Origin of the sequence: Bradyrhizobium sp. USDA 326, assembly GCF_049739485.1 — a bacterium.
GTDB lineage: Bacteria > Pseudomonadota > Alphaproteobacteria > Rhizobiales > Xanthobacteraceae > Bradyrhizobium.
In genome coordinates, this window is record NZ_JBMGQA010000001.1 from 5,620,686 (window position 1) to 5,638,334 (window position 17,649).

Annotated in this window: 17 protein-coding genes; 13 read left to right on the top strand and 4 right to left on the bottom strand. The window is 63.0% G+C overall.

Annotated elements, in window-relative coordinates:
- Nucleotides 1–135: 135 nt before the first annotated feature.
- Together ABIG06_RS26340 and ABIG06_RS26345 are read right to left on the bottom strand one after the other, a co-directional pair.
- Nucleotides 136–369, bottom strand: a complete 234-nt coding sequence (locus ABIG06_RS26340) for a hypothetical protein (protein WP_370139168.1) — start codon at nucleotides 367–369, stop codon at nucleotides 136–138.
- Nucleotides 370–602: 233 nt separating this feature from the next.
- The gene (locus ABIG06_RS26345; protein WP_370139169.1) at nucleotides 603–845 is read right to left on the bottom strand and encodes a hypothetical protein; all 243 of its coding nucleotides are present in this window, start codon (nucleotides 843–845) and stop codon (nucleotides 603–605) included.
- A 423-nt stretch (nucleotides 846–1,268) separates the two neighbouring features.
- On the opposite strand from ABIG06_RS26345, the gene ABIG06_RS26350 reads away from it, so the two are divergent.
- The 12 genes from ABIG06_RS26350 (at nucleotide 1,269) to cydB (ending at nucleotide 12,251) form a co-directional block, all read left to right on the top strand.
- Nucleotides 1,269–2,321 carry a catalase family peroxidase gene (locus ABIG06_RS26350; protein ID WP_370139170.1) on the top strand — a complete coding sequence of 351 codons (1,053 nt, stop codon included), beginning with the start codon at nucleotides 1,269–1,271 and terminating at the stop codon, nucleotides 2,319–2,321.
- A complete protein-coding gene (locus ABIG06_RS26355; protein ID WP_370139171.1) occupies nucleotides 2,318–2,881 on the top strand; it encodes a cytochrome b in 564 nt (187 codons plus the stop codon). The genes ABIG06_RS26350 and ABIG06_RS26355 overlap by 4 nt, the downstream gene beginning before the upstream one ends.
- A gap of 110 nt (nucleotides 2,882–2,991) precedes the next feature.
- Nucleotides 2,992–3,492: a Dps family protein gene (locus tag ABIG06_RS26360; RefSeq protein WP_370140909.1), complete on the top strand. Its 501-nt coding sequence runs from the start codon at nucleotides 2,992–2,994 to the stop codon at nucleotides 3,490–3,492.
- A 32-nt stretch (nucleotides 3,493–3,524) separates the two neighbouring features.
- Nucleotides 3,525–4,151, top strand: coding sequence for a histidine kinase dimerization/phosphoacceptor domain -containing protein (locus ABIG06_RS26365; protein WP_424578415.1), 627 nt, complete (start codon nucleotides 3,525–3,527; stop codon nucleotides 4,149–4,151).
- 183 nt (nucleotides 4,152–4,334) lie between these two features.
- Nucleotides 4,335–4,733 carry an HdeD family acid-resistance protein gene (locus tag ABIG06_RS26370; protein WP_370139173.1) on the top strand — a complete coding sequence of 133 codons (399 nt, stop codon included), beginning with the start codon at nucleotides 4,335–4,337 and terminating at the stop codon, nucleotides 4,731–4,733.
- Nucleotides 4,730–5,566, top strand: a complete 837-nt coding sequence (fdhD, locus tag ABIG06_RS26375) for a formate dehydrogenase accessory sulfurtransferase FdhD (protein WP_370139174.1) — start codon at nucleotides 4,730–4,732, stop codon at nucleotides 5,564–5,566. The genes ABIG06_RS26370 and fdhD overlap by 4 nt, the downstream gene beginning before the upstream one ends.
- Nucleotides 5,567–5,588: 22 nt before the next feature.
- Entirely contained in the window at nucleotides 5,589–6,263 is a 675-nt protein-coding gene (locus ABIG06_RS26380; protein WP_370139175.1) for a YoaK family protein, read from the top strand.
- A gap of 143 nt (nucleotides 6,264–6,406) precedes the next feature.
- Complete coding sequence (gene fumC / locus ABIG06_RS26385; protein WP_370139176.1) at nucleotides 6,407–7,810, top strand: class II fumarate hydratase; 1,404 nt, start codon at nucleotides 6,407–6,409, stop codon at nucleotides 7,808–7,810.
- A gap of 45 nt (nucleotides 7,811–7,855) precedes the next feature.
- Entirely contained in the window at nucleotides 7,856–8,260 is a 405-nt protein-coding gene (locus ABIG06_RS26390; protein ID WP_370139177.1) for a hypothetical protein, read from the top strand.
- Between the two features lie 51 nt (nucleotides 8,261–8,311).
- On the top strand, nucleotides 8,312–9,850 hold the full coding sequence (mqo, locus tag ABIG06_RS26395; RefSeq protein WP_370139178.1) for a malate dehydrogenase (quinone): 1,539 nt from the start codon (nucleotides 8,312–8,314) through the stop codon (nucleotides 9,848–9,850).
- A gap of 14 nt (nucleotides 9,851–9,864) precedes the next feature.
- The gene (locus ABIG06_RS26400) at nucleotides 9,865–11,262 is read left to right on the top strand and encodes a cytochrome ubiquinol oxidase subunit I (protein WP_370139179.1); all 1,398 of its coding nucleotides are present in this window, start codon (nucleotides 9,865–9,867) and stop codon (nucleotides 11,260–11,262) included.
- Nucleotides 11,263–11,264: 2 nt separating this feature from the next.
- Nucleotides 11,265–12,251: a cytochrome d ubiquinol oxidase subunit II gene (gene cydB / locus ABIG06_RS26405; RefSeq protein WP_370139180.1), complete on the top strand. Its 987-nt coding sequence runs from the start codon at nucleotides 11,265–11,267 to the stop codon at nucleotides 12,249–12,251.
- 100 nt (nucleotides 12,252–12,351) lie between these two features.
- On the opposite strand, the gene ABIG06_RS26410 is transcribed toward cydB, so the two are convergent.
- On the bottom strand, nucleotides 12,352–13,599 hold the full coding sequence (locus tag ABIG06_RS26410; RefSeq protein WP_370139182.1) for an oxalate decarboxylase family bicupin: 1,248 nt from the start codon (nucleotides 13,597–13,599) through the stop codon (nucleotides 12,352–12,354).
- 250 nt (nucleotides 13,600–13,849) lie between these two features.
- Between ABIG06_RS26410 and ABIG06_RS26415 the strand changes: the two genes are divergently transcribed.
- Entirely contained in the window at nucleotides 13,850–16,141 is a 2,292-nt protein-coding gene (locus ABIG06_RS26415) for an FdhF/YdeP family oxidoreductase (protein ID WP_370139183.1), read from the top strand.
- Nucleotides 16,142–16,152: 11 nt separating this feature from the next.
- Here ABIG06_RS26415 and ABIG06_RS26420 read toward each other — a convergent pair whose 3' ends face one another.
- On the bottom strand, nucleotides 16,153–17,634 hold the full coding sequence (locus ABIG06_RS26420; RefSeq protein ID WP_370139184.1) for a sensor histidine kinase: 1,482 nt from the start codon (nucleotides 17,632–17,634) through the stop codon (nucleotides 16,153–16,155).
- Between the last annotated feature and the right edge of the window lie 15 nt (nucleotides 17,635–17,649).

Consider the following 17,649-nt stretch of genomic DNA (forward strand, 5'->3'; position numbering starts at 1 on the left):
GAGGAATGGCAGCATGAGGAGCTGCCATTCCTCTTTTCTGCGTAAGCCAAAAAGGCCCCGAGGCGCGTAACGACCCGCTTCAGTTCAGGACGTACAATTGCGGTCTGCCGAAGCAGCGTTGTCCGGCCGGTGCGCTCAATAGCCGGACTTGGGCTCGCAGGGCGGGCGACGCCACGGGGCAGATGCATAGGCGCCGACGTCCGGAGCCCGCGTGCAACCGCGCTTGGAGGTAACCGGAACACGTTGAGCCGACGCGTAGGCATCGACATTCGTCCGCCCCGCGTTCGTATTGCCTTCACGCGCCATCGCCGGGGAAGCAACCATGGCCGCAGCGATCAACCCGGCCGAGAACAGCTTCAATGTAGTCATCGTACATCTCCTTTGACAAAGCGACGCCGGGAACGCCTCGGCTCGCACGTCAGACATGTGCATACGCGCGCCGGATCGGCAGTATCAATTGAACGATCATTTTCGTCGTTGCACGAAAGGATGCATGTACTTCCACGCCGCGGGTACGCCGCATCGCGCGGTCGTACTCCGTTCGAGGCGTGAACGATGGTCATCTGAATCTGGTAGTTGTACTTGATTGCTGGTTCGGCTGGTCATCGGCGCCAGTGGTGGTTGCGAACCTGAACCGCGCCAAACACGGGAACCGCGCCACCGGGGCGCTCGAGGCCCATACGTCCTGCCGGGGTCAACGCGCCACCATTCAGCACGTCGCGGTCGGGATACATCGAGGCAAAGGTTGCGGGCTCCTGGTCGGCGAAGGACCAGGCGGCGGAGGCCGACGACACTGTCGCAGCTGAGATCAGCACCGAGGCGATCAGGATCTTGAATGCATTCATAGCGAGTCTCCTTGCTTTATCGTGCGGAGAGTCGCTTGGCGAGGCTCGCTGCTCGGCTGACGGCGTTTCCAGAATTATAGTCTGTGCCGAGATATATAAGCCGCTTTGTTCGCAAAGCCCGTGATTGTGCATCACTGTTGCGAGAAGACGATGGCGTTTCGCCAGGTACCTGCCGGCGAGGATTGCACGCCACCGCGCGGCGACCCGACGTCGGGAGGGTGATGCCGGGAAGGCCCAGAGCCGCTTCACGTGCGATATCGGTGGCGATCTTATCGGACAGGCGGCCCGCCGTGCCTTCACGAAATTGACGGTGCGTTTGGGAAGATCGGAATGGCGACGGTCCGCTAAGTTCGCTTCCTGTGATTGAGCGGAGAGCTGCGCGCTTTAGAGCGCCGGGCGGCCGCCGCGTTGCGAGAGGACTAGATGAATCAGCCAGGTAGAGTCGAGCGTTCGAGCCTTGGATGGCTCGTTCTGATTGCCGCCGTGGTCGGCGGCAGCGCCGCCGCCTTTGCGTATACCGCCGGGTGGCTCACGCCGGGGCGTCTTACGCCGGATCGCATGATTGCAGCGTTGACGCCTCCGAGCGGCTCGCCGCTGGGGCACCGGCGCAATCATGCCAAGGGAATCTGCTTCACCGGAATGTTCGAAGCGAACGGAAATGGTGTCGAGCTGTCCCGCGCGAAGGTGTTCGTGCAGGGCCGCTATCCGGTTCTGGGCCGTTTCAACCTCGGTACGGCCGATCCGAACGCGGTGGATGCGACCGTGCGCGTCCGCGGCATGGGACTCCAGATATCGGCGGCGGACGGAGAGGAGTGGCGAATGGCGATGATCAACCCGCCATTCTTTGCGGTGTCCACGCCCGAGGCGTTTCACGGCCTGCTGGTTGCAGCCGGTAAGAAGGATCCGGAGGCGATGAAGACGTTCATCAGCGCGAACCCGGAGTTCGCCGCTTTCGCAGCCTGGGCCAAGACGGCGCCCTGGACCGGAAGCTACGCTGAGGAGGCGTACAACAGTCTCAACAGCTTCGTCTACACGAACGCGAAGGGCGATGAGCACGCCGTGCGGTGGTCGCTGGTGCCCACGGCAGAGCCTGTTTCCATCGCCCAGGCGGAGCTTGAGAAACGTGGCCCGGATTTTCTCGAGCAGGAGATCACGACCCGGGTGAAGTCCGCGCCGCAACGATGGACCATGGTCACGACTGTGGCCGAGCCGGGCGATTCGACGGCTGATCCCAGCAGGGCCTGGCCGCAGAACCGGCGCAAGGTGCAGGTCGGAACGCTGGTCGTGCAGCGAATTGAACCCGAGCGGGATGGGCCGTGCCGCGACATCAACTTCGATCCGACCGTGCTGCCGCAGGGAGTCCAGGTGTCGGACGATCCCTTCCCGGCGGCGCGCTCGTCCGTCTACCGCAAATCCTACGATCTTCGCGCAGCCGAAGCCAGCGACTATCCGAGAACCGAGGTTGCCAAGCCATGACCAATGTCCCGCAACGCTTCGCCCCGATCCAGCGGCTGCTGCACTGGCTGATGGCGATCTGCATCATCGCCATGCTCTTCATCGGTATAGGCATGGTGTCCACCGTGGCTCAAAAATACCTCCCGCTCATCCTGATCCACAAGACGCTTGGCGTCGCACTCCTCGTGCTCGTCCTGGTCAGGCTGGCGCTGCGGCTTCATTTCGGCGCACCGCCATTGCCGGCCGACCTTCCGGCGACGATGAAGCTGGGAGCGCGATTGTCGCATCTGCTGCTCTATGGCTTCATGATCGTCATGCCCTTGCTTGGTCTCGGCATGCTCTGGGCTGCAGCCTACCCGGTTGTCCTGTATAGCGGGATTCGGATTCCGGCGTTGCTGCCGCAGAGCGACTTTGCACACACGCTGCTTTGGGATGCCCACGTCTATCTAGGCCTCGCGTTCTTCGCCCTTGTGCTGCTGCATCTGGCGGCGGCGCTGTTCCACGCCCTGGTCCGTCGCGATGGCGTGTTCGCGACGATCTCGCCTCTGCCGGAGCGGCAGCGGATGAAGCCTACCGAATGAGTCTCGGCGCGCCTGTGAACGTGCAATCCGGGAACGATGCTTCGGCACGGAAAGACCCGCTGCCCGCCCTCGAGCTAGAAACCATCCACTTTCCAACAAGGATACCAACCATGACCAAAGCAGACCTGCAAAGCCCGACGGATCTGGGAGCCAATGCGAACCGGGACATTCCGGCCGCGCTCCGAGCATTGCTGGCCGACGTCTTCGCGCTGTACCTGAAGACGAAGAATTTCCATTGGCACGTATCTGGCAGTCACTTCCGTGACTACCATCTCCTGCTCGACGAGCAGGGCGAACAGATCTTCGCCATGACCGACGATATCGCAGAGCGCGCGCGCAAGATCGGCGGCACCACGCTGCGATCGATCGGTCACATCGCCCGCGAGCAGCGCATTCTCGACAACGATGCGGATTATGTCGATCCGCAGGATATGCTGGCCGAGCTGCGCAGCGACAATCAGCAGCTGACACGGGAAATGCGCCGGGTCCACGAGCTCTGCGACGAATATGGCGATGTGGCCACCGCAAGCCTGCTGGAAAACTGGATCGACGAGACGGAGCGGCGGATCTGGTTTCTGTACGAGACCGGGCGGAGCGGTCCGAATTCGTAAGGCAAGCCGTTCGGCCGGGAGGCGGGTGAAGGATGAGCAGTCTCTCGGAGCTCTTGCCGGATAGCGGCGCGAACGCGGAGCGCATGTTGCTTCGTCAGCTCGCCCATCAAATCGAGGACGAGCTCGTGTCCGTGATCGAGTTGCTGTCGGAGGCTGCCGGTCGCTGCGACTGCACGGAGGCGAGAGCGATGCTCGTTTCCGTGCAGGATCGACTGGAGAGCCATGTGTGCCTCCACCACGCATTGCAGATGCCCCAGTTCGCTACGACCATCGATCTGGCATCCTACCTCCAGCAATTGCGCAGGTCCATCAGCCGCTCACGGCTCGAGTATGAAGGCATCGCGCTTTTGCTGCTGCTCCAGCCGCTCAACATGAGCTCCGAGCGTTGCTGGTTGCTGGGCATGGTCGTCTTCGAATTGATCACCGCCTCGGCACGCCACATCTCTCTCAAGGGGACCGGCACCATCCGGCTCGAAGTCTGGGGAACGGCAAATTCGGTCACGTGCTGCATCATCGACAATGGGACAACCGACCAAGGCCGGCCCCGACTCAGCCGTTCCATGGTCGATATGCTCGTTGCGCGTCTGAATGGAACGATGGATGTTCGCTTCGGACCCGACGGAGCCAGAACCGTCGTCGAGATCCCGCGTGGGGCCTAGCGTGCTCCCGACGCGCGACGACGTGAGACGTCCCCTTCCTGCCACGAAAGCTCATGGCGCCAACGCTCCGCATCGTGCAGATCAACAATTTCGTCGTTTTCGGGAAAGATGGCACGTGGGCTCGCCTGTACGTTTGCGCCTATTCATGACCGGGAGGGCGGTCAGACGTGCAAGGGTCAAGCCATGACGGATATGTCGAACTCGAAGGCGTCGCTTGGAAGAACCATCCATGCGACCGGCGGAAAATGGAGCTGGTTCGTTGCGCTGGGTGAATTGGTCCTCGGTGGCATTGCGTCCGCAAATCTGATGGCTGTCAGTCTCGTCTCCATGCTGGTCATTGGCGTCACCATGGTTGTCGCGCGCATCTTCCAGATTGTGCATGCCGTCTCGGTGCGCGCAATGCGGGGATTTCTGGTCTGGCTGCTCGCCGGCGTTGTTTACGGCGCGGCCGGGATCTTCATCCTCGATGATCCGGTCCTGGCCTCGTTCACGTTGTCTCTTGCGGTGTGTGCCTTCCTCGTTGTCGCCGGGGTGGTGCGGATCTGGGTGGGTTTCTACATGCCGGCGCGGTGTGAGCCATGATGACGGGTTCGACTTTCACACGGCACTCGGAGATCGCCTGGCGCGGCGGTCAGACGCGGTCGACCTCGCGGTTGATTGCCGAGGAGACCGCCATCGCGCTCACCTATGACGGCTCGACCCATGCCGTGATGATGGGAACGCCCGCTGATCTCGAGGATTTCGGCATCGGCTTCAGCCTCACCGAAGCCATCGTCCGACGAAGAAGCGAAATCAGGAGCATCGATCTGATCCCGAACGAGCTGGGCGTCGAGGTGCGGATGTGGCTCGATGGCGACTGCGCGGCGTCGTTGGCCGCCCGCCGCCGCGCCATCAGCGGCCCGGTTGGGTGTGGGCTGTGCGGCATCGAGAGCCTTGAACAGGCGCGACGTGCGCCCTCGCGGGTGAAAGATCATAACATCGTCTTTCGCGCACGGGATTTGCTGAACGCAATGCAGGCACTGTCTCCGCTCCAGACCTTGAATCAGCACACGCGATCCGTTCACGCGGCGGCGTTCTGGACGCCTCGCACCGGAATCGGCCCGGTCAGGGAGGACGTCGGACGCCACAATGCTCTCGACAAGCTCGCGGGTGCGCTCTTCCGCGACGGCAGTTCGGCCTGCGAGGGCGCCGTGCTCCTGACGAGCCGCGTCTCGGTCGAGATGGTGCAGAAAGCGGCGATGATGGGCGTGCCGGTCGTCGTGGCCGTCTCCGCTCCGACTGCGCTCGCCATCCAGACCGCGAAGGAAGCGGGCATCACGCTTGTGGCGATTGCCCGCGACGACGGATACGGAGTGTTCACGCACCCGCGACGCGTTCTGCTGCCTGACGAGGCTGCGCCGCGCGCGGAGGGCTGACCTTGGGCCGATCAGCATGGTGATGCAAGCCGCATCTCCGGACGCCTCGGCCGAGCTGCGCGCCGTCGCTTATGCTCCGGAACGATCGCTCCTCGTTGCGGCTTTGCTAACGTTCTCGGGCGGCTTTCTCGATGCCTTCACCTGGCTCTCGCTCGGTGGTGTGTTCGCGAGCTCGCAGACCGGGAACGTCGTTTTCCTTGGCATTGATGCGCTGTCCGGGCAATGGCAGCAAGCGGCGCACCATCTGTTGCCGATCGTCGGCTTTGTTCTCGGCGCCTGGGTGGCGATCCGCATCCAGGCGCCGTTGCGCTGTCTCATTGGACATATCGTCTGCCTCGCGGCAGCGATGTTATTGTTGCATCGGATCCCTGATCCGATCGCCATCTTCGGAATCTCCTTCGGTATCGCGCTGCAGTCGGCCAGCTTCAGGCGGGTCGAGCACTGGAGCTATCTCTCCGTCACCGTGACGGGCAACATGTTGCGCGCAATCGATCAATTCGTGTCGGCGTCCGATCGCGATGCCTTGCGTGGCGGCGCGGCCATGCTCGTACTCTGCCTGATATTCCTTTGCGGCGCGGCCACCGGCGGCTATGCGACGACGCGGCTCGGGGCGGCCAGTCTTGCGGTGCCGACAGCATTGTCGGCCTGCGCTCTGGTGCTATGCTTGCGGAGCCGATCCGGCCGCAGTCCCGGCTGAGCGGTTCCTTCCCGGTGTACCCTTATGCCATGCCACATCGGCAAAGGGGCGTTCGTTCGCGAAAGCGGGCTTGCCGGGCGCAACGTATCATCTACACGGACCGGGATGGTAATTTCCGAGATCAACCGCCACGAGAACCAGGTATGAACGACCTCCGCAAAGAGACAGACAGCCTCGGTGAAGTGTCCGTTCCCGCGGACAAGCTCTGGGGCGCGCAGACGCAACGTTCGCTCGAACATTTCAGCATCGGCAAGGACCTCATGCCGCGCGAGATGATCCAGTCCTATGCGATACTGAAGAGAGCGGCTGCGACCACGAACTGCGCCGGTGGCCGCCTCGATGGCAGGCTTCACGATCTGATCGTCCAGGTCTGCGACGAGATTCTGGCCGGCCAGCACCGCGACATGTTTCCGCTCCACGTCTGGATGACCGGCAGCGGAACGCAGTTCAACATGAACGTAAACGAGGTGATCTCCAATCGGTGCTGTCAGCTCGCGGGAACGCCGCTCGGCAGCAAGCATCCGGTTCATCCGAATGATCACGTCAACATGTCGCAGTCGTCGAACGACAGCTTCCCGTCGGCCATGTACATCGCGGCGGCGACTAGCGTGACCCAGCGACTCGTGCCGGCAGTCAAGGCGCTGCACGACGCGATCGCCGATAAATCGGACAAGTGGGACGACGTCGTCAAGATCGGCCGCACCCACATGCAGGATGCGACCCCGCTGACACTTGGGCAGGAGTGGTCTGGTTACGCCGGCATGCTCGCGGACGATCTGACCCGCATCGATGATGCACTCAAGGGCGTCTTCCGGCTCGCGCTCGGCGGCACGGCGGTCGGCACCGGGATCAACGCGGCGCCCGATTTCGCGGAGGCCATCGCGGCGGAGATCGCGCGGCTGACCGGCCTGCCGTTCGTCAGCGCCCCCAACAAATTCGCCGTGCAGGGCGCGCACGATGCGCTGGTACAGCTGTCCGGCACGCTGCGGACGCTGGCCGGCTCGCTCTACAAGATCGCGAACGACATCCGGCTGATGTCCTGCGGACCGCGCGCGGGCTTTGCCGAATTGCTGATCCCCGAGAACGAGCCAGGTTCGTCGATCATGCCGGGCAAGGTCAACCCGACCCAGGCAGAAGCGTTGACGATGATCGCCGTGCAGGTGATGGCGAACGATGTCGCCGTCGGTTTTGGCGGAGCCGGCGGCTACCTCGAAATGAATGTCTACAAGCCATTGATCATCCACAACATCGCGCAGTCCGTCACGATCCTTGCCGATGGTTGCACGAACTTCCGCACTTTTCTGGTCGAAGGCACGGAGCCGAACCGCAAGAAGATCGAGGAGTATGTCGAGAGATCTTTGATGCTGGTGACAGCGCTGGCGCCGGTGATCGGCTACGACAAGGCGTCGCATATCGCGCATTACGCGATGGAGAACGATCTCACGCTGAAATCGGCGGCGTTGAAGCTCGGCTTCGTGAGCGAGCCGGAATTCGACCGCATCGTGGATCCCGCCAAGATGGTCAGACCCTATGTTGCCGAGCCATGATGCCGCATGCAATCGGCGCAAAGGCCGGCTGAAAGGAGAGAAGCAATGATCCGCTGTGTACGTCTATGGACCGGGCCGGACAACAACTCGCATTTCGAGGAGGGCTTCATCGAGCTGGAGCCCGGCGAGCGCGGCGACTTCCTGACCGGTAAGATCGATGCCGTCAGTGTCTCCTTCCAGGAGACGGAAGCGGGTGGCGCGTTCGCCTGGCACACGGCGCCGATCCGGCAACTCGTGATCACGTTGAGTGGAACGCTCGATTTTCAGACACGTGACGGACATCACTTCCTCATTCATCCCGGCAATGTCCTGCTGGCTGAGGACACCGCAGGCTCGGGGCATAGCTGGAAGCTGACGGACGATTCGTCCTGGCGCCGCACCTACGTAGTGCTGCGGCCGGGAGCCGAAGTGCCGTTCCGTGCCAAGGCGCGGCAGCCGGCGCGGGCCTGATCGGCCATCCAGAGCACAACATCGACCTCCAACTGAACGAAGAGGGATGCCATGCAGGGAAATTCCGACCACCACGCCGACGTCGTCCTCATTGGCGCAGGCATCATGAGCGCGACCCTTGGTGTTCTTCTCAAGGAGCTGGAGCCCTCGCTCTCGATCCAGATACTCGAGGTCCTGGAGGATTGCGCGCTCGAAAGCTCGGACGCATGGAACAATGCGGGCACCGGGCATGCGGCCAATTGCGAGATGAACTACACGCCGGAGCAGCCTGACGGCAGCGTCGATATCTCGAAGGCGCTCCAGGTCAATGTCGAGTTCGACCTGTCGCGGCAGTTCTGGTCCTATCTCGTCGGGCGCGGTGCGATCGCCGATCCCAGATCCTTCATTCATCCCGTCCCACACATGAGCTTCGTGCACGGGGTCGACAACGTCGCCTTCCTCAGGAAGCGGTTCGAGGCGATGGCCGCTCATCACTGCTATGTGGGCATGGAATATAGTGAAGATCCGTCGAAGATCGCCGAGTGGACGCCGCTGGTGATGGAGGGGCGCACCGGCGGCGATCCTGTGGCGGCAACGCGCATTATCACAGGGACCGACGTCGATTACGGGTCACTGACCCATCTTCTGGTCCGTCATCTCGTCAGCCATCCGGGCTGCGCCGTGCACTACAAGAGCTGCGTCACCGATCTCGTTCGCGAGCAGGATGGTCGCTGGCGAATCGAGGTGCGCGACACCGACAGTGGCGAGACGCGATCGGTGCGCGCGAAGTTCGTCTTTATCGGCGCCGGCGGCGGCGCCTTGCCGTTGCTCGAGAAGTCCGGAATTCCGGAGGGGCGCGGCTATGGCGGTTTCCCGGTCAGCGGGATCTGGCTGCGCTGTGACGATCCGGAGATCAACCGGCGTCACCATGCCAAGGTCTACGGCAAGGCGGCCGTCGGCTCACCCCCGATGTCGGTGCCGCATCTCGACACCCGCGTGATCGGCGGTCAGCGCTCGTTGCTGTTCGGTCCCTATGCCGGCTTCTCGAGCAAGTTCCTCAAGCACGGCTCGCTGCTCGACCTCTTCGAGTCGGTCCGTCCCGCGAACGTCAAGCCGCTGCTTTCGGTGGCGCGCGACAATTTCGATCTGACCGAGTACTTGGTCGGGCAGGTGCTGCAATCCGAGAGCCACCGTCTGGCGGCGCTCGACGAATATTTTCCGAAGGCAGACCCGAAGGACTGGAGGTTGCAGGTGGCCGGCCAGCGCGTCCAGATCATCAAGCCCGACGTCACGCGCGGCGGGCTGCTCGAATTCGGCACCGAGCTCGTCGGCGCGGACGATCATTCGCTGGTCGCCTTGCTCGGCGCCTCGCCGGGCGCCTCCACGGCAGCCTTCATCGCCATCAGCGTGCTGGAGAAATGCTTCGCGGGCGAGCTGACGGCAAGCGCCTGGCTGCCGAAGCTGAGGGAGATCATCCCGTCTTATGGCGTGTCACTGATCGAGGACGCGGATTTCTGCCGCCAGATTCGTGCCGCGACTGCGGAGGTGCTCAGAATCGACAACATCCCGCCGCCGGCCGCGCCCGCGCCGGCGAGCGCTGTACGGGCATGAGCGGAGGCTTGCCAATGGATCCGACGGCGCTTCTCCTGTCCCGGCTGCAGTTTGCTTTCACCATCTCGTTCCACATCATTTTCCCGGCGTTCACGATCGGGCTTGCGGCCTGGCTCACCGTGCTCGAAGCCATGCATCAGTACACTGGCAGGCAGGTGTACCGGACGCTATTCGAGTTCTGGCTCAAGATCTTCGGCCTCGCCTTCGGCATGGGCGTCGTATCGGGCGTTGTCATGGCGTTCCAGTTCGGAACGAACTGGAGCGTGCTCTCGAAGATGTCTGGGCCGATCCAGGGCCCGCTGCTGGCCTACGAGACGTTCACCGCCTTCATGCTGGAGGCGGGTTTCTTCGGTATCCTCATCTTTGGACGGCCTCGGGTGCCGCCCTGGTTCTATCTGTTCTCGACCGCGATGGTCGCGCTCGGAACCACGCTGTCGGCGTTCTGGATCATGGTCAACAACAGCTGGATGCAGGTGCCGACCGGCTATGTCCTGCAAAACGGCCAGTTCGTGCCTGACGATTGGGCGCAGATCATCTTCAACCGTGTGGTCTGGGTTAGGTTTCCGCACATGCTGCTCGCCTCTTATCTGACGGGCGCGTTCTGCGTGGCGGCGACCGGCGCGTGGTACGTGCTGCGGCGGACCTACCGGCCCGAGGCGCATGTGATGCTGCGCATGGGCCTCGCGCTCGCGGCCGTATTGCTTCCAGTCCAGCTGTTCATCGGGCATCTCGTCGGCGACTACGTTCACGATTACCAGCCGGCCAAGTTCGCCGCGATCGAAGCGCGCTGGCATGACGAGCAGCCGGCCTCGGAGGTGCTGATCGCGATCCCGGATTCGAGCACCGAGTCGAACAGATATGCCATTTCGATTCCGGTGCTCGGCAGCATCATCGCAAGCATGAGCCTGAGCTCGAAGGAGGTCGGCCTGAGCAGTTTCGGGCCGCAGGACCGCCCGCCGGTGGCAATCCCGTTCTTCGCCTTCCGCATCATGGTCGGCTGCGGCTTCGCGATGTTGGGGCTTGCCTGGCTCGGGACCTGGCTCGGGCTCAAGCATCGACTCGAGCGCAGCCGGCTCTTGCTGTGGGGCATCTTCCTCAGCTTTCCATTGCCGTGGATCGCGATCCTCACCGGCTGGTACACCGCGGAGGTCGGCCGCCAGCCATGGACGGTCTATGGCGTGCTCCGCACGGCGGACGCCGTAACGCCGTTCCTGACCGCGTCGGCCGCGACGGCTTCGCTGATCCTCTTCGTCGCGATCTACGCCTTCATCTTCTCGTTCGGAACCTATTACATCTATCGGCTGTTGCGCGCCGGCCCGTCAGGATTCGGCGGCAAGCCGCTGCACGTTCCCGTGCCCAATCGGCCGATGTCGCTCGCCGACAAGTCGGCAATCGTCGAGGCGGGAGAATAGCCATGGTAACGTTCTGGGTTGCGCTTCTCGCCATCAGCATCCTGATCTATCTCCTTCTGGACGGCTTCGACCTCGGGGTCGGAATGCTGTTCAGCCTCGCAGGCGGCGAGGCGAAGCGGGAGGTGATGCTGCGCACGATCGCTCCGGTCTGGGATGGCAACGAAACCTGGCTGGTCGTCGCCGGCGTGATCATGTGGGGCGCGTTTCCGCTGGCATACGCCACGGTGATGTCAGCTTTCTATATCCCGGTCATCGTGATGCTGCTCGGATTGATCCTGCGCGGCGTAGCGTTCGAGTTTCGCGGCAAGGCGCGCCGCTCGCGCTGGATTTGGGATGTCAGCTTCGTCGCGGGCTCGTTTGCCGCCAGCTTCATGCAGGGCGCGATGGTGGGCGCTCTCGTCGAAGGACTTCAATTCTCCAACGGCCAATACGTCGGCGGGACGTTCCGCTGGCTCACCGTCTTTTCTAGCCTGTGCGGGATTGGACTCTGCTTCGGATACTCGCTGCTCGGCGCCTGCTGGCTGGTGAGGAAGTGCGATGGTCCCGTTCAGGACGCCGCTCGGCGCCAGATCCCGCCGTTGGCGATCGGCGTCCTGATGTTCCTGATCGTCGTCTTCGCCTATGCGCTTGCCGAACATCTTCCGATCCTGCAGCGCTGGATCGACCGGCCCTATCTGTTCCTGTTTCCGCTCGTTGGTGCCGGTGCCGCTGCAGTGCTCGCCACGAGTGTCCTGCGCCACGACGATTACTGGCCATTCCACATGGTCGCGCTGATCTTCGCGGCGGCGTTCGGCACGCTCGCCCTGTCTTTCTGGCCCTATATGATCCCGTTCGTCGTGACGATCGACGAGGCTGCGGCGCCTCATGCAAGTCTGGCGTTCCTGTTCTGGGGCGCCGGTCTGTTCGTCTTTCCGCTGATGCTGCTCTATATCGTGGTCGGCTATCGTGTCTTTCGAGGCAAGTCTGCCCCGGCGGTCGATCACTACTGACGGCGGCGCGGCTCGAATTTGCCGCGAGTTACAGCGGATAACAAGAAAGGCGCCGTTTCCGGCGCCTTTCTCGTTGAGGACTTGCGTTGAACGGCTTCCTTCAGGACTTCGGCATGACGCCAGGACTGTTGTCCGGCCATCGTGCGATCAGCTTCTCGTCGATGTTGAAATGCTGGGCGACGAGCTTGGGCGGCGTGTGCGTCAGCCAATTGGAGAGCGAGACCTCCTCGTAGCGCGGCGCACGGAACACGCCGACGAACTGCAGCTCGGTGTCGCCGACATTCTCGACATAATGGCCGAGATTGCGCCGGACATAGCCAATGCCGCCGGCCGAGAACTCCGTCGTCAACGCGTTCGGACCCGTGTCGAACACCGTCATCCGCGCCTTGCCCTTGATGTAGTACTGCCACTCGTCGGCGTTCGGATGCCAGTGCATTTCGCGGACCGCTCCCGGTGGCATCGTCACCAGGGCCGCGGCGACGGTGGTGGCCACCTTGAAGTTGCTGCTGTCGGCAACGCGGATGCTGCCGGCCGAGCTCTCCTTGACGGGGGTCGAGCTGCCGAGCGAATGGATGAAGGGGTAGGGCGGCGCCTCCGCATGCTTGGCGATTGCGGCGCGATCGGCGGCGAGATCGCCAGGCACCGTCCCCTGGAAGATCCAGAGATTGTGCAGTGGGATTTTCGCGAAGGCCTCGGCCGGGACGCCGAAGTTCTTCGCCAGGACCTCGGGCGGGGTATGCGCGAGCCAATCCGTCACCAGCAGCGTGTTGAACTCATTGGCATGGCCGTCATCGAAGCAGATCACGAATTCGCAGCCGTCGGGGCCCAGTCCCTGCAGCGAATGCGGCGCGCCTGATGGGAAATACCAGAGGTCGCCGGCTTTGACGTCGGCGACATAGGGGCGTCCCTGGGTGTCGAGCACCGTGATGCGGCAGGTACCGTAGGTCATGATTGCCCATTCGGCGGCCTGATGCCAATGCAGCTCGCGGATGCCGCCGGCGGACAGCCGCATGTTGACGCCGGATATCTCCTTGGAGATGGCGAAATCCGCAACGGTGACCTGACGGGCCCAGCCGCCATTCTGGATGCGCTTCGGCGCATTATTGAAGGAGGCCCAATCCATCGGCAGCCCGCCGACATCGGTCGCGGGCGGGCTCTGCACCGATGGGAATTGCCTGGCCAGCGCGGGATTCTGCGGACCGGGATCGGTCAGGCTTCCCGGACTCGTGGCGTTTACGGCACCTTGCGGTGGCTCGTCCGGATTGCCGAAGCTTGCGGCCTGCGCACCTGTGCTGACCATGGCGGCGCCTGCCGCGGACATGGCCAGCAAATCACGTCGTGAAAACATGTTGGGTCGCTCCTGAAAATATGTCGAAAGCCCTCTGTCACGACGGGGCTTCAACCGCTCAACATAATTTCCGCGTGCCGTTTCAGCTTCCGGGAACGGCGCTCTTTTTGCCGGATTGCACTGGCCGCTGCGACCAGCCGTCCGGGTTCGAGCGTGTGCAATTGAGAAATTCGGCTTCATTTTGAAAAGACGGCTCTGCCCGCGCGATCCTTAACTGGCCGAAAGAAGCGCAAGATCGAGAGAGATCGAGATGACCACGAAATCGGTTCGTCCCTACCGTGAACCAGCCGGCGGCTGGGGCGCACTCAAGGCCCTCAGCGAGGCGCTTCTGGTCCAGCGTGTGCCGCTAAAGGGCGCGGCTACGCTGAGCAGGATGAATCAGCCGCAGGGCTTTGATTGTCCCGGCTGCGCATGGCCCGATCCGAAGCACACCTCGTCGTTCGAATTCTGTGAGAACGGCGGCAAGGCGGTCGCCTGGGAGGCCACCACCAAGCGCTGCACGCCTGAATTCTTCGCCGCGCATACGGTCACCGAGCTCGCAAGCTGGAATGATTACGATCTCGAGATGGTCGGGCGGCTCACCCATCCGATGGCCTATGATGCCGCATCCGACCGCTATCTTCCGGTGGAATGGAGCGATGCGTTCGACATGATCGGACGTGAGCTAAAGGCGCTGCCGGATCCGAACATGGCGGAGTTCTACACCTCGGGGCGGACCTCGAACGAGGCGGCCTTCCTCTATCAGCTCTTCGTGCGCGAATACGGCACCAACAATTTCCCCGACTGCTCGAACATGTGCCACGAGGCGACCAGCGTCGGCCTGCCGTACTCGCTCGGGGTCGGCAAAGGCACCGTGCTGCTGGAGGATTTCGACAAGGCCGATTGCATCTTCATTTTCGGCCAGAATCCGGGCACCAACAGCCCTCGCATGATGACCAGCCTGCGCAATGCGGCGCGTCGGGGCGCATCGATCATCTCGTTCAATCCGTTCCGCGAACGTGCGCTGGAGCGATTCCAGGCGCCGCAGAGCCCGGTCGAGATGATCACGCTGAGCTCGACGACGATCAGCTCGAAGCTCTTCCAGGTGCGGGTCGGCGGCGACGTCGCTGTCCTCAAAGGGATCATGAAGATCCTGGTCGAGGCGGACGAGGCCGCCCGCGCCGCCGAGCAACGGGAGATCCTGGACTGGGATTTCATTCGCGGTCATACCGTCGGTGTTGAAGCGCTGATCGACGACCTCAAGCGTACGCAATGGCCCGACATCGAACGTCAGTCCGGCCTGACGCGCGAGGACATGGAATACGCCGCCGGCGCCTATATGAAGGCAGAGCGCGCCATCATCGTCTACGGCATGGGCATCACCCAGCACTGGCGCGGCGCGCACAACGTGCAGCAGATCGCCAATCTCGCGCTGCTGCGCGGCAATGTCGGGCGCGAAGGCGCCGGCGTCTGCCCGGTTCGAGGTCATTCCAACGTGCAGGGCGATCGCACCGTCGGGATCACCGAGGTTCCCAAGCCAGACTTTCTCGAGCGCCTGGAGCAACGCTTCGGCTTCAAGCCGCCGTCCGCGCCGGGACATAACGTCGTGACCGCGCTGGAGGCCATGATCCGCGGCGAGGTAAAAGCCTTCTTCGCGATGGGCGGCAATTTTGCCGCGGCCATTCCGGATTGGCAGGCGACCCAGGCGGCACTCGGCAAGCTCGATCTCACCGTCCACGTCTCGACCAAGCTCAACCGCAGCCACCTGATCCATGGCCGCGCCGCCCTGATCCTGCCATGCCTCGGACGCACCGAGATCGATATCCAGACGTCAGGGCCGCAGTCGATCACGGTGGAGGACTCGATGTCGATGGTGCATGCATCCGGCGGCCGCAACAAGCCTGCGTCGGAGCACCTGCGCAGCGAGGTCGCGATCATTGCCGGCGTCGCCAAGGCGACGCTGGGCGAGCGCACAGTGGTCGATTGGGACGGATTCGTTGCGGATTACGACCGAATCCGCGATGCGATCGAGGCGGTGTTCCCGATTTTCCAGGGTTACAATGCCCGTATTCGCGTCCCGGGCGGCTTCCACCTCACCTCGACGGCGCGCGAGCGGATATGGGCGACGCCGTCGGGCAAGGCGAGCTTCCTGGTGTTTCCGGGGTGCGGGGAAGACCCGCAGAGCGATGCCGATTTCCTCTGGCTCACCACCATACGCAGCCACGACCAGTACAACACCACGCTCTACTCGATGTCCGACCGCTATCGCGGCGTGTTCGGCCAGCGCGACGTGGTCTTCCTCAACGAGTATGAGCTGAAGAAGCGGGGACTGGTCGACGGCGACCGCGTCGACCTGATCACCGTATCGACCGATGGAGCCGAGCGGATCGTACGCAACTTCCGCGTGGTGGCCTATTCGTTCCCGACCGGCTGCTGCGCCGCATACTATCCGGAGACCAATCCGCTGGTCCCGCTCTATGCCCGCGATCCCCTCAGCATCACGCCGTCATACAAGGGCGTTCCGATCCGCCTTGTGCGCTCGGCTGCGGCCCAGAGCCAGTGACGGGCGCGCGGTCACACATCGCAGCACGGCGCGTCTGCCCGGACGGAGACCGGCAGCGTGAACCAGAAACGGGCTCCGCCGTGCGCGCCATTGCCTTCCGCGCCGATCCGGCCTCCATGCGCTTCGACGATCGACCGGCAGATGGGCAGTCCCATGCCCATTCCGGTCTCCTTGGTCGTAAAGAAGCTGTCGAAGAGCCGATCGACATATTCGGCAGCAATACCAGGTCCGTTGTCCTCAACGGAGCAGCACAGTGTCGACGGGTCTGGCGTGACCGTGCTGATAACGATCCGGCGATCGTCGTATCCGGCCTGCGTCATCGCCTGCATCGCGTTGATGGCCAGATTGACGATCACCTGCTGGAGCTGCGTGCGATCACCGAGGACCTGCGGCGCGCCCGGGGCGGGCCGGTGCACGATCGTCACCATGCGGGATTCGAGTTCATGGCGGAGGAAGAGAAGCGCTTCGCGAATGATTTCGTCGAATGACAGGGATGCCCATTCCGGGGGCCTCCGGGAAGCTATTCCGCGAACGCGCGCCACGATGTTCGCCGCCCGCTGCGCATCTACGATGATGTGTTCGATGGTCTTGCGGATCTCGACGATATCGGGAGTGGGCCTATTCAGCCATCGCAGCCCGGCGGCGCCATTGGTGGCGATGGCTGCGAGAGGCTGATTGACTTCGTGTGCGATCGATGCGGTGAGCTCGCCCAGCATCGAGACCCGTGCGGCATGTGCGAACTCGGCCTGTACCTGCTGGAGCTTCTGCTGGGCGCGAAGACGCTGTGAGATGTCGATCGTGCCGACCAGGCTTATTTCGAGATCATTGATAGGGCCGACGCGCGCGGTCGTGAAGAGAACGTCGACGACTCGACCGTCCCACGTGACCATCTTGGTCTCTTCTTCGAAATTCGTCTCGCCGCGGTAGCGGGACTCCATCGCCCGGCGGAACGTATCGGGCCGTTCCCTCCAGGTGTCCGCCATGGAACGTCCTACAAAGCTTTCGACGCCTCCGCCGAACATCTGGATGGCTCGTTCGTTGGCCTCCTGAAACGTGAGCGCATCCATGCAGGTGCGAAGGAATTCGGGATGGCCGTCGAAATAGGCGCCGAGGTCCTTGACGCCCTCGGCACGCAGCTTTCGGAACAGTGCGACGAGTCTGCTGGCGTCGAGCTGCCGGAATGCGATCGGCATGCGGCTGAACAGCTGGCGGTAGCGCTGCTCGCTCCGCTCCAGCTCGGCGTTGGTCTTCTTCAGGGCCGTGATATCCATGATCGCGCCGACGAGGGTCAGCGAAGCGGCTAGAAAAGCACCGAAAGCGATCGCCGTGAAATTGTCTCCAAGCAGTGAACAGGCAAAGGACAGCAGCGTCAGAACAAGGCTACCCCAAGCCCACAGCAGAATCCGATCCTGTATTGTCCGGATCGGCAGCAAACGCCGCCACCATCGCTGGGGCTGTACGGGGGGTGAGCCATCCAGGCGTTCGAGCATCATGCGGAAGGTCTAGCG

Bases quoted from the DNA above. Each gene is read 5' to 3' on its own strand.
- ABIG06_RS26340 (WP_370139168.1), bottom strand. From the start codon at position 369: ATGACTACATTGAAGCTGTTCTCGGCCGGGTTGATCGCTGCGGCCATG.
- ABIG06_RS26345 (WP_370139169.1), bottom strand. From the start codon at position 845: ATGAATGCATTCAAGATCCTGATCGCCTCGGTGCTGATCTCAGCTGCG.
- ABIG06_RS26350 (WP_370139170.1), top strand. From the start codon at position 1,269: ATGAATCAGCCAGGTAGAGTCGAGCGTTCGAGCCTTGGATGGCTCGTT.
- ABIG06_RS26355 (WP_370139171.1), top strand. From the start codon at position 2,318: ATGACCAATGTCCCGCAACGCTTCGCCCCGATCCAGCGGCTGCTGCAC.
- ABIG06_RS26360 (WP_370140909.1), top strand. From the start codon at position 2,992: ATGACCAAAGCAGACCTGCAAAGCCCGACGGATCTGGGAGCCAATGCG.
- ABIG06_RS26365 (WP_424578415.1), top strand. From the start codon at position 3,525: ATGAGCAGTCTCTCGGAGCTCTTGCCGGATAGCGGCGCGAACGCGGAG.
- ABIG06_RS26370 (WP_370139173.1), top strand. From the start codon at position 4,335: ATGACGGATATGTCGAACTCGAAGGCGTCGCTTGGAAGAACCATCCAT.
- fdhD (WP_370139174.1), top strand. From the start codon at position 4,730: ATGATGACGGGTTCGACTTTCACACGGCACTCGGAGATCGCCTGGCGC.
- ABIG06_RS26380 (WP_370139175.1), top strand. From the start codon at position 5,589: ATGCAAGCCGCATCTCCGGACGCCTCGGCCGAGCTGCGCGCCGTCGCT.
- fumC (WP_370139176.1), top strand. From the start codon at position 6,407: ATGAACGACCTCCGCAAAGAGACAGACAGCCTCGGTGAAGTGTCCGTT.
- ABIG06_RS26390 (WP_370139177.1), top strand. From the start codon at position 7,856: ATGATCCGCTGTGTACGTCTATGGACCGGGCCGGACAACAACTCGCAT.
- mqo (WP_370139178.1), top strand. From the start codon at position 8,312: ATGCAGGGAAATTCCGACCACCACGCCGACGTCGTCCTCATTGGCGCA.
- ABIG06_RS26400 (WP_370139179.1), top strand. From the start codon at position 9,865: ATGGATCCGACGGCGCTTCTCCTGTCCCGGCTGCAGTTTGCTTTCACC.
- cydB (WP_370139180.1), top strand. From the start codon at position 11,265: ATGGTAACGTTCTGGGTTGCGCTTCTCGCCATCAGCATCCTGATCTAT.
- ABIG06_RS26410 (WP_370139182.1), bottom strand. From the start codon at position 13,599: ATGTTTTCACGACGTGATTTGCTGGCCATGTCCGCGGCAGGCGCCGCC.
- ABIG06_RS26415 (WP_370139183.1), top strand. From the start codon at position 13,850: ATGACCACGAAATCGGTTCGTCCCTACCGTGAACCAGCCGGCGGCTGG.
- ABIG06_RS26420 (WP_370139184.1), bottom strand. From the start codon at position 17,634: ATGATGCTCGAACGCCTGGATGGCTCACCCCCCGTACAGCCCCAGCGA.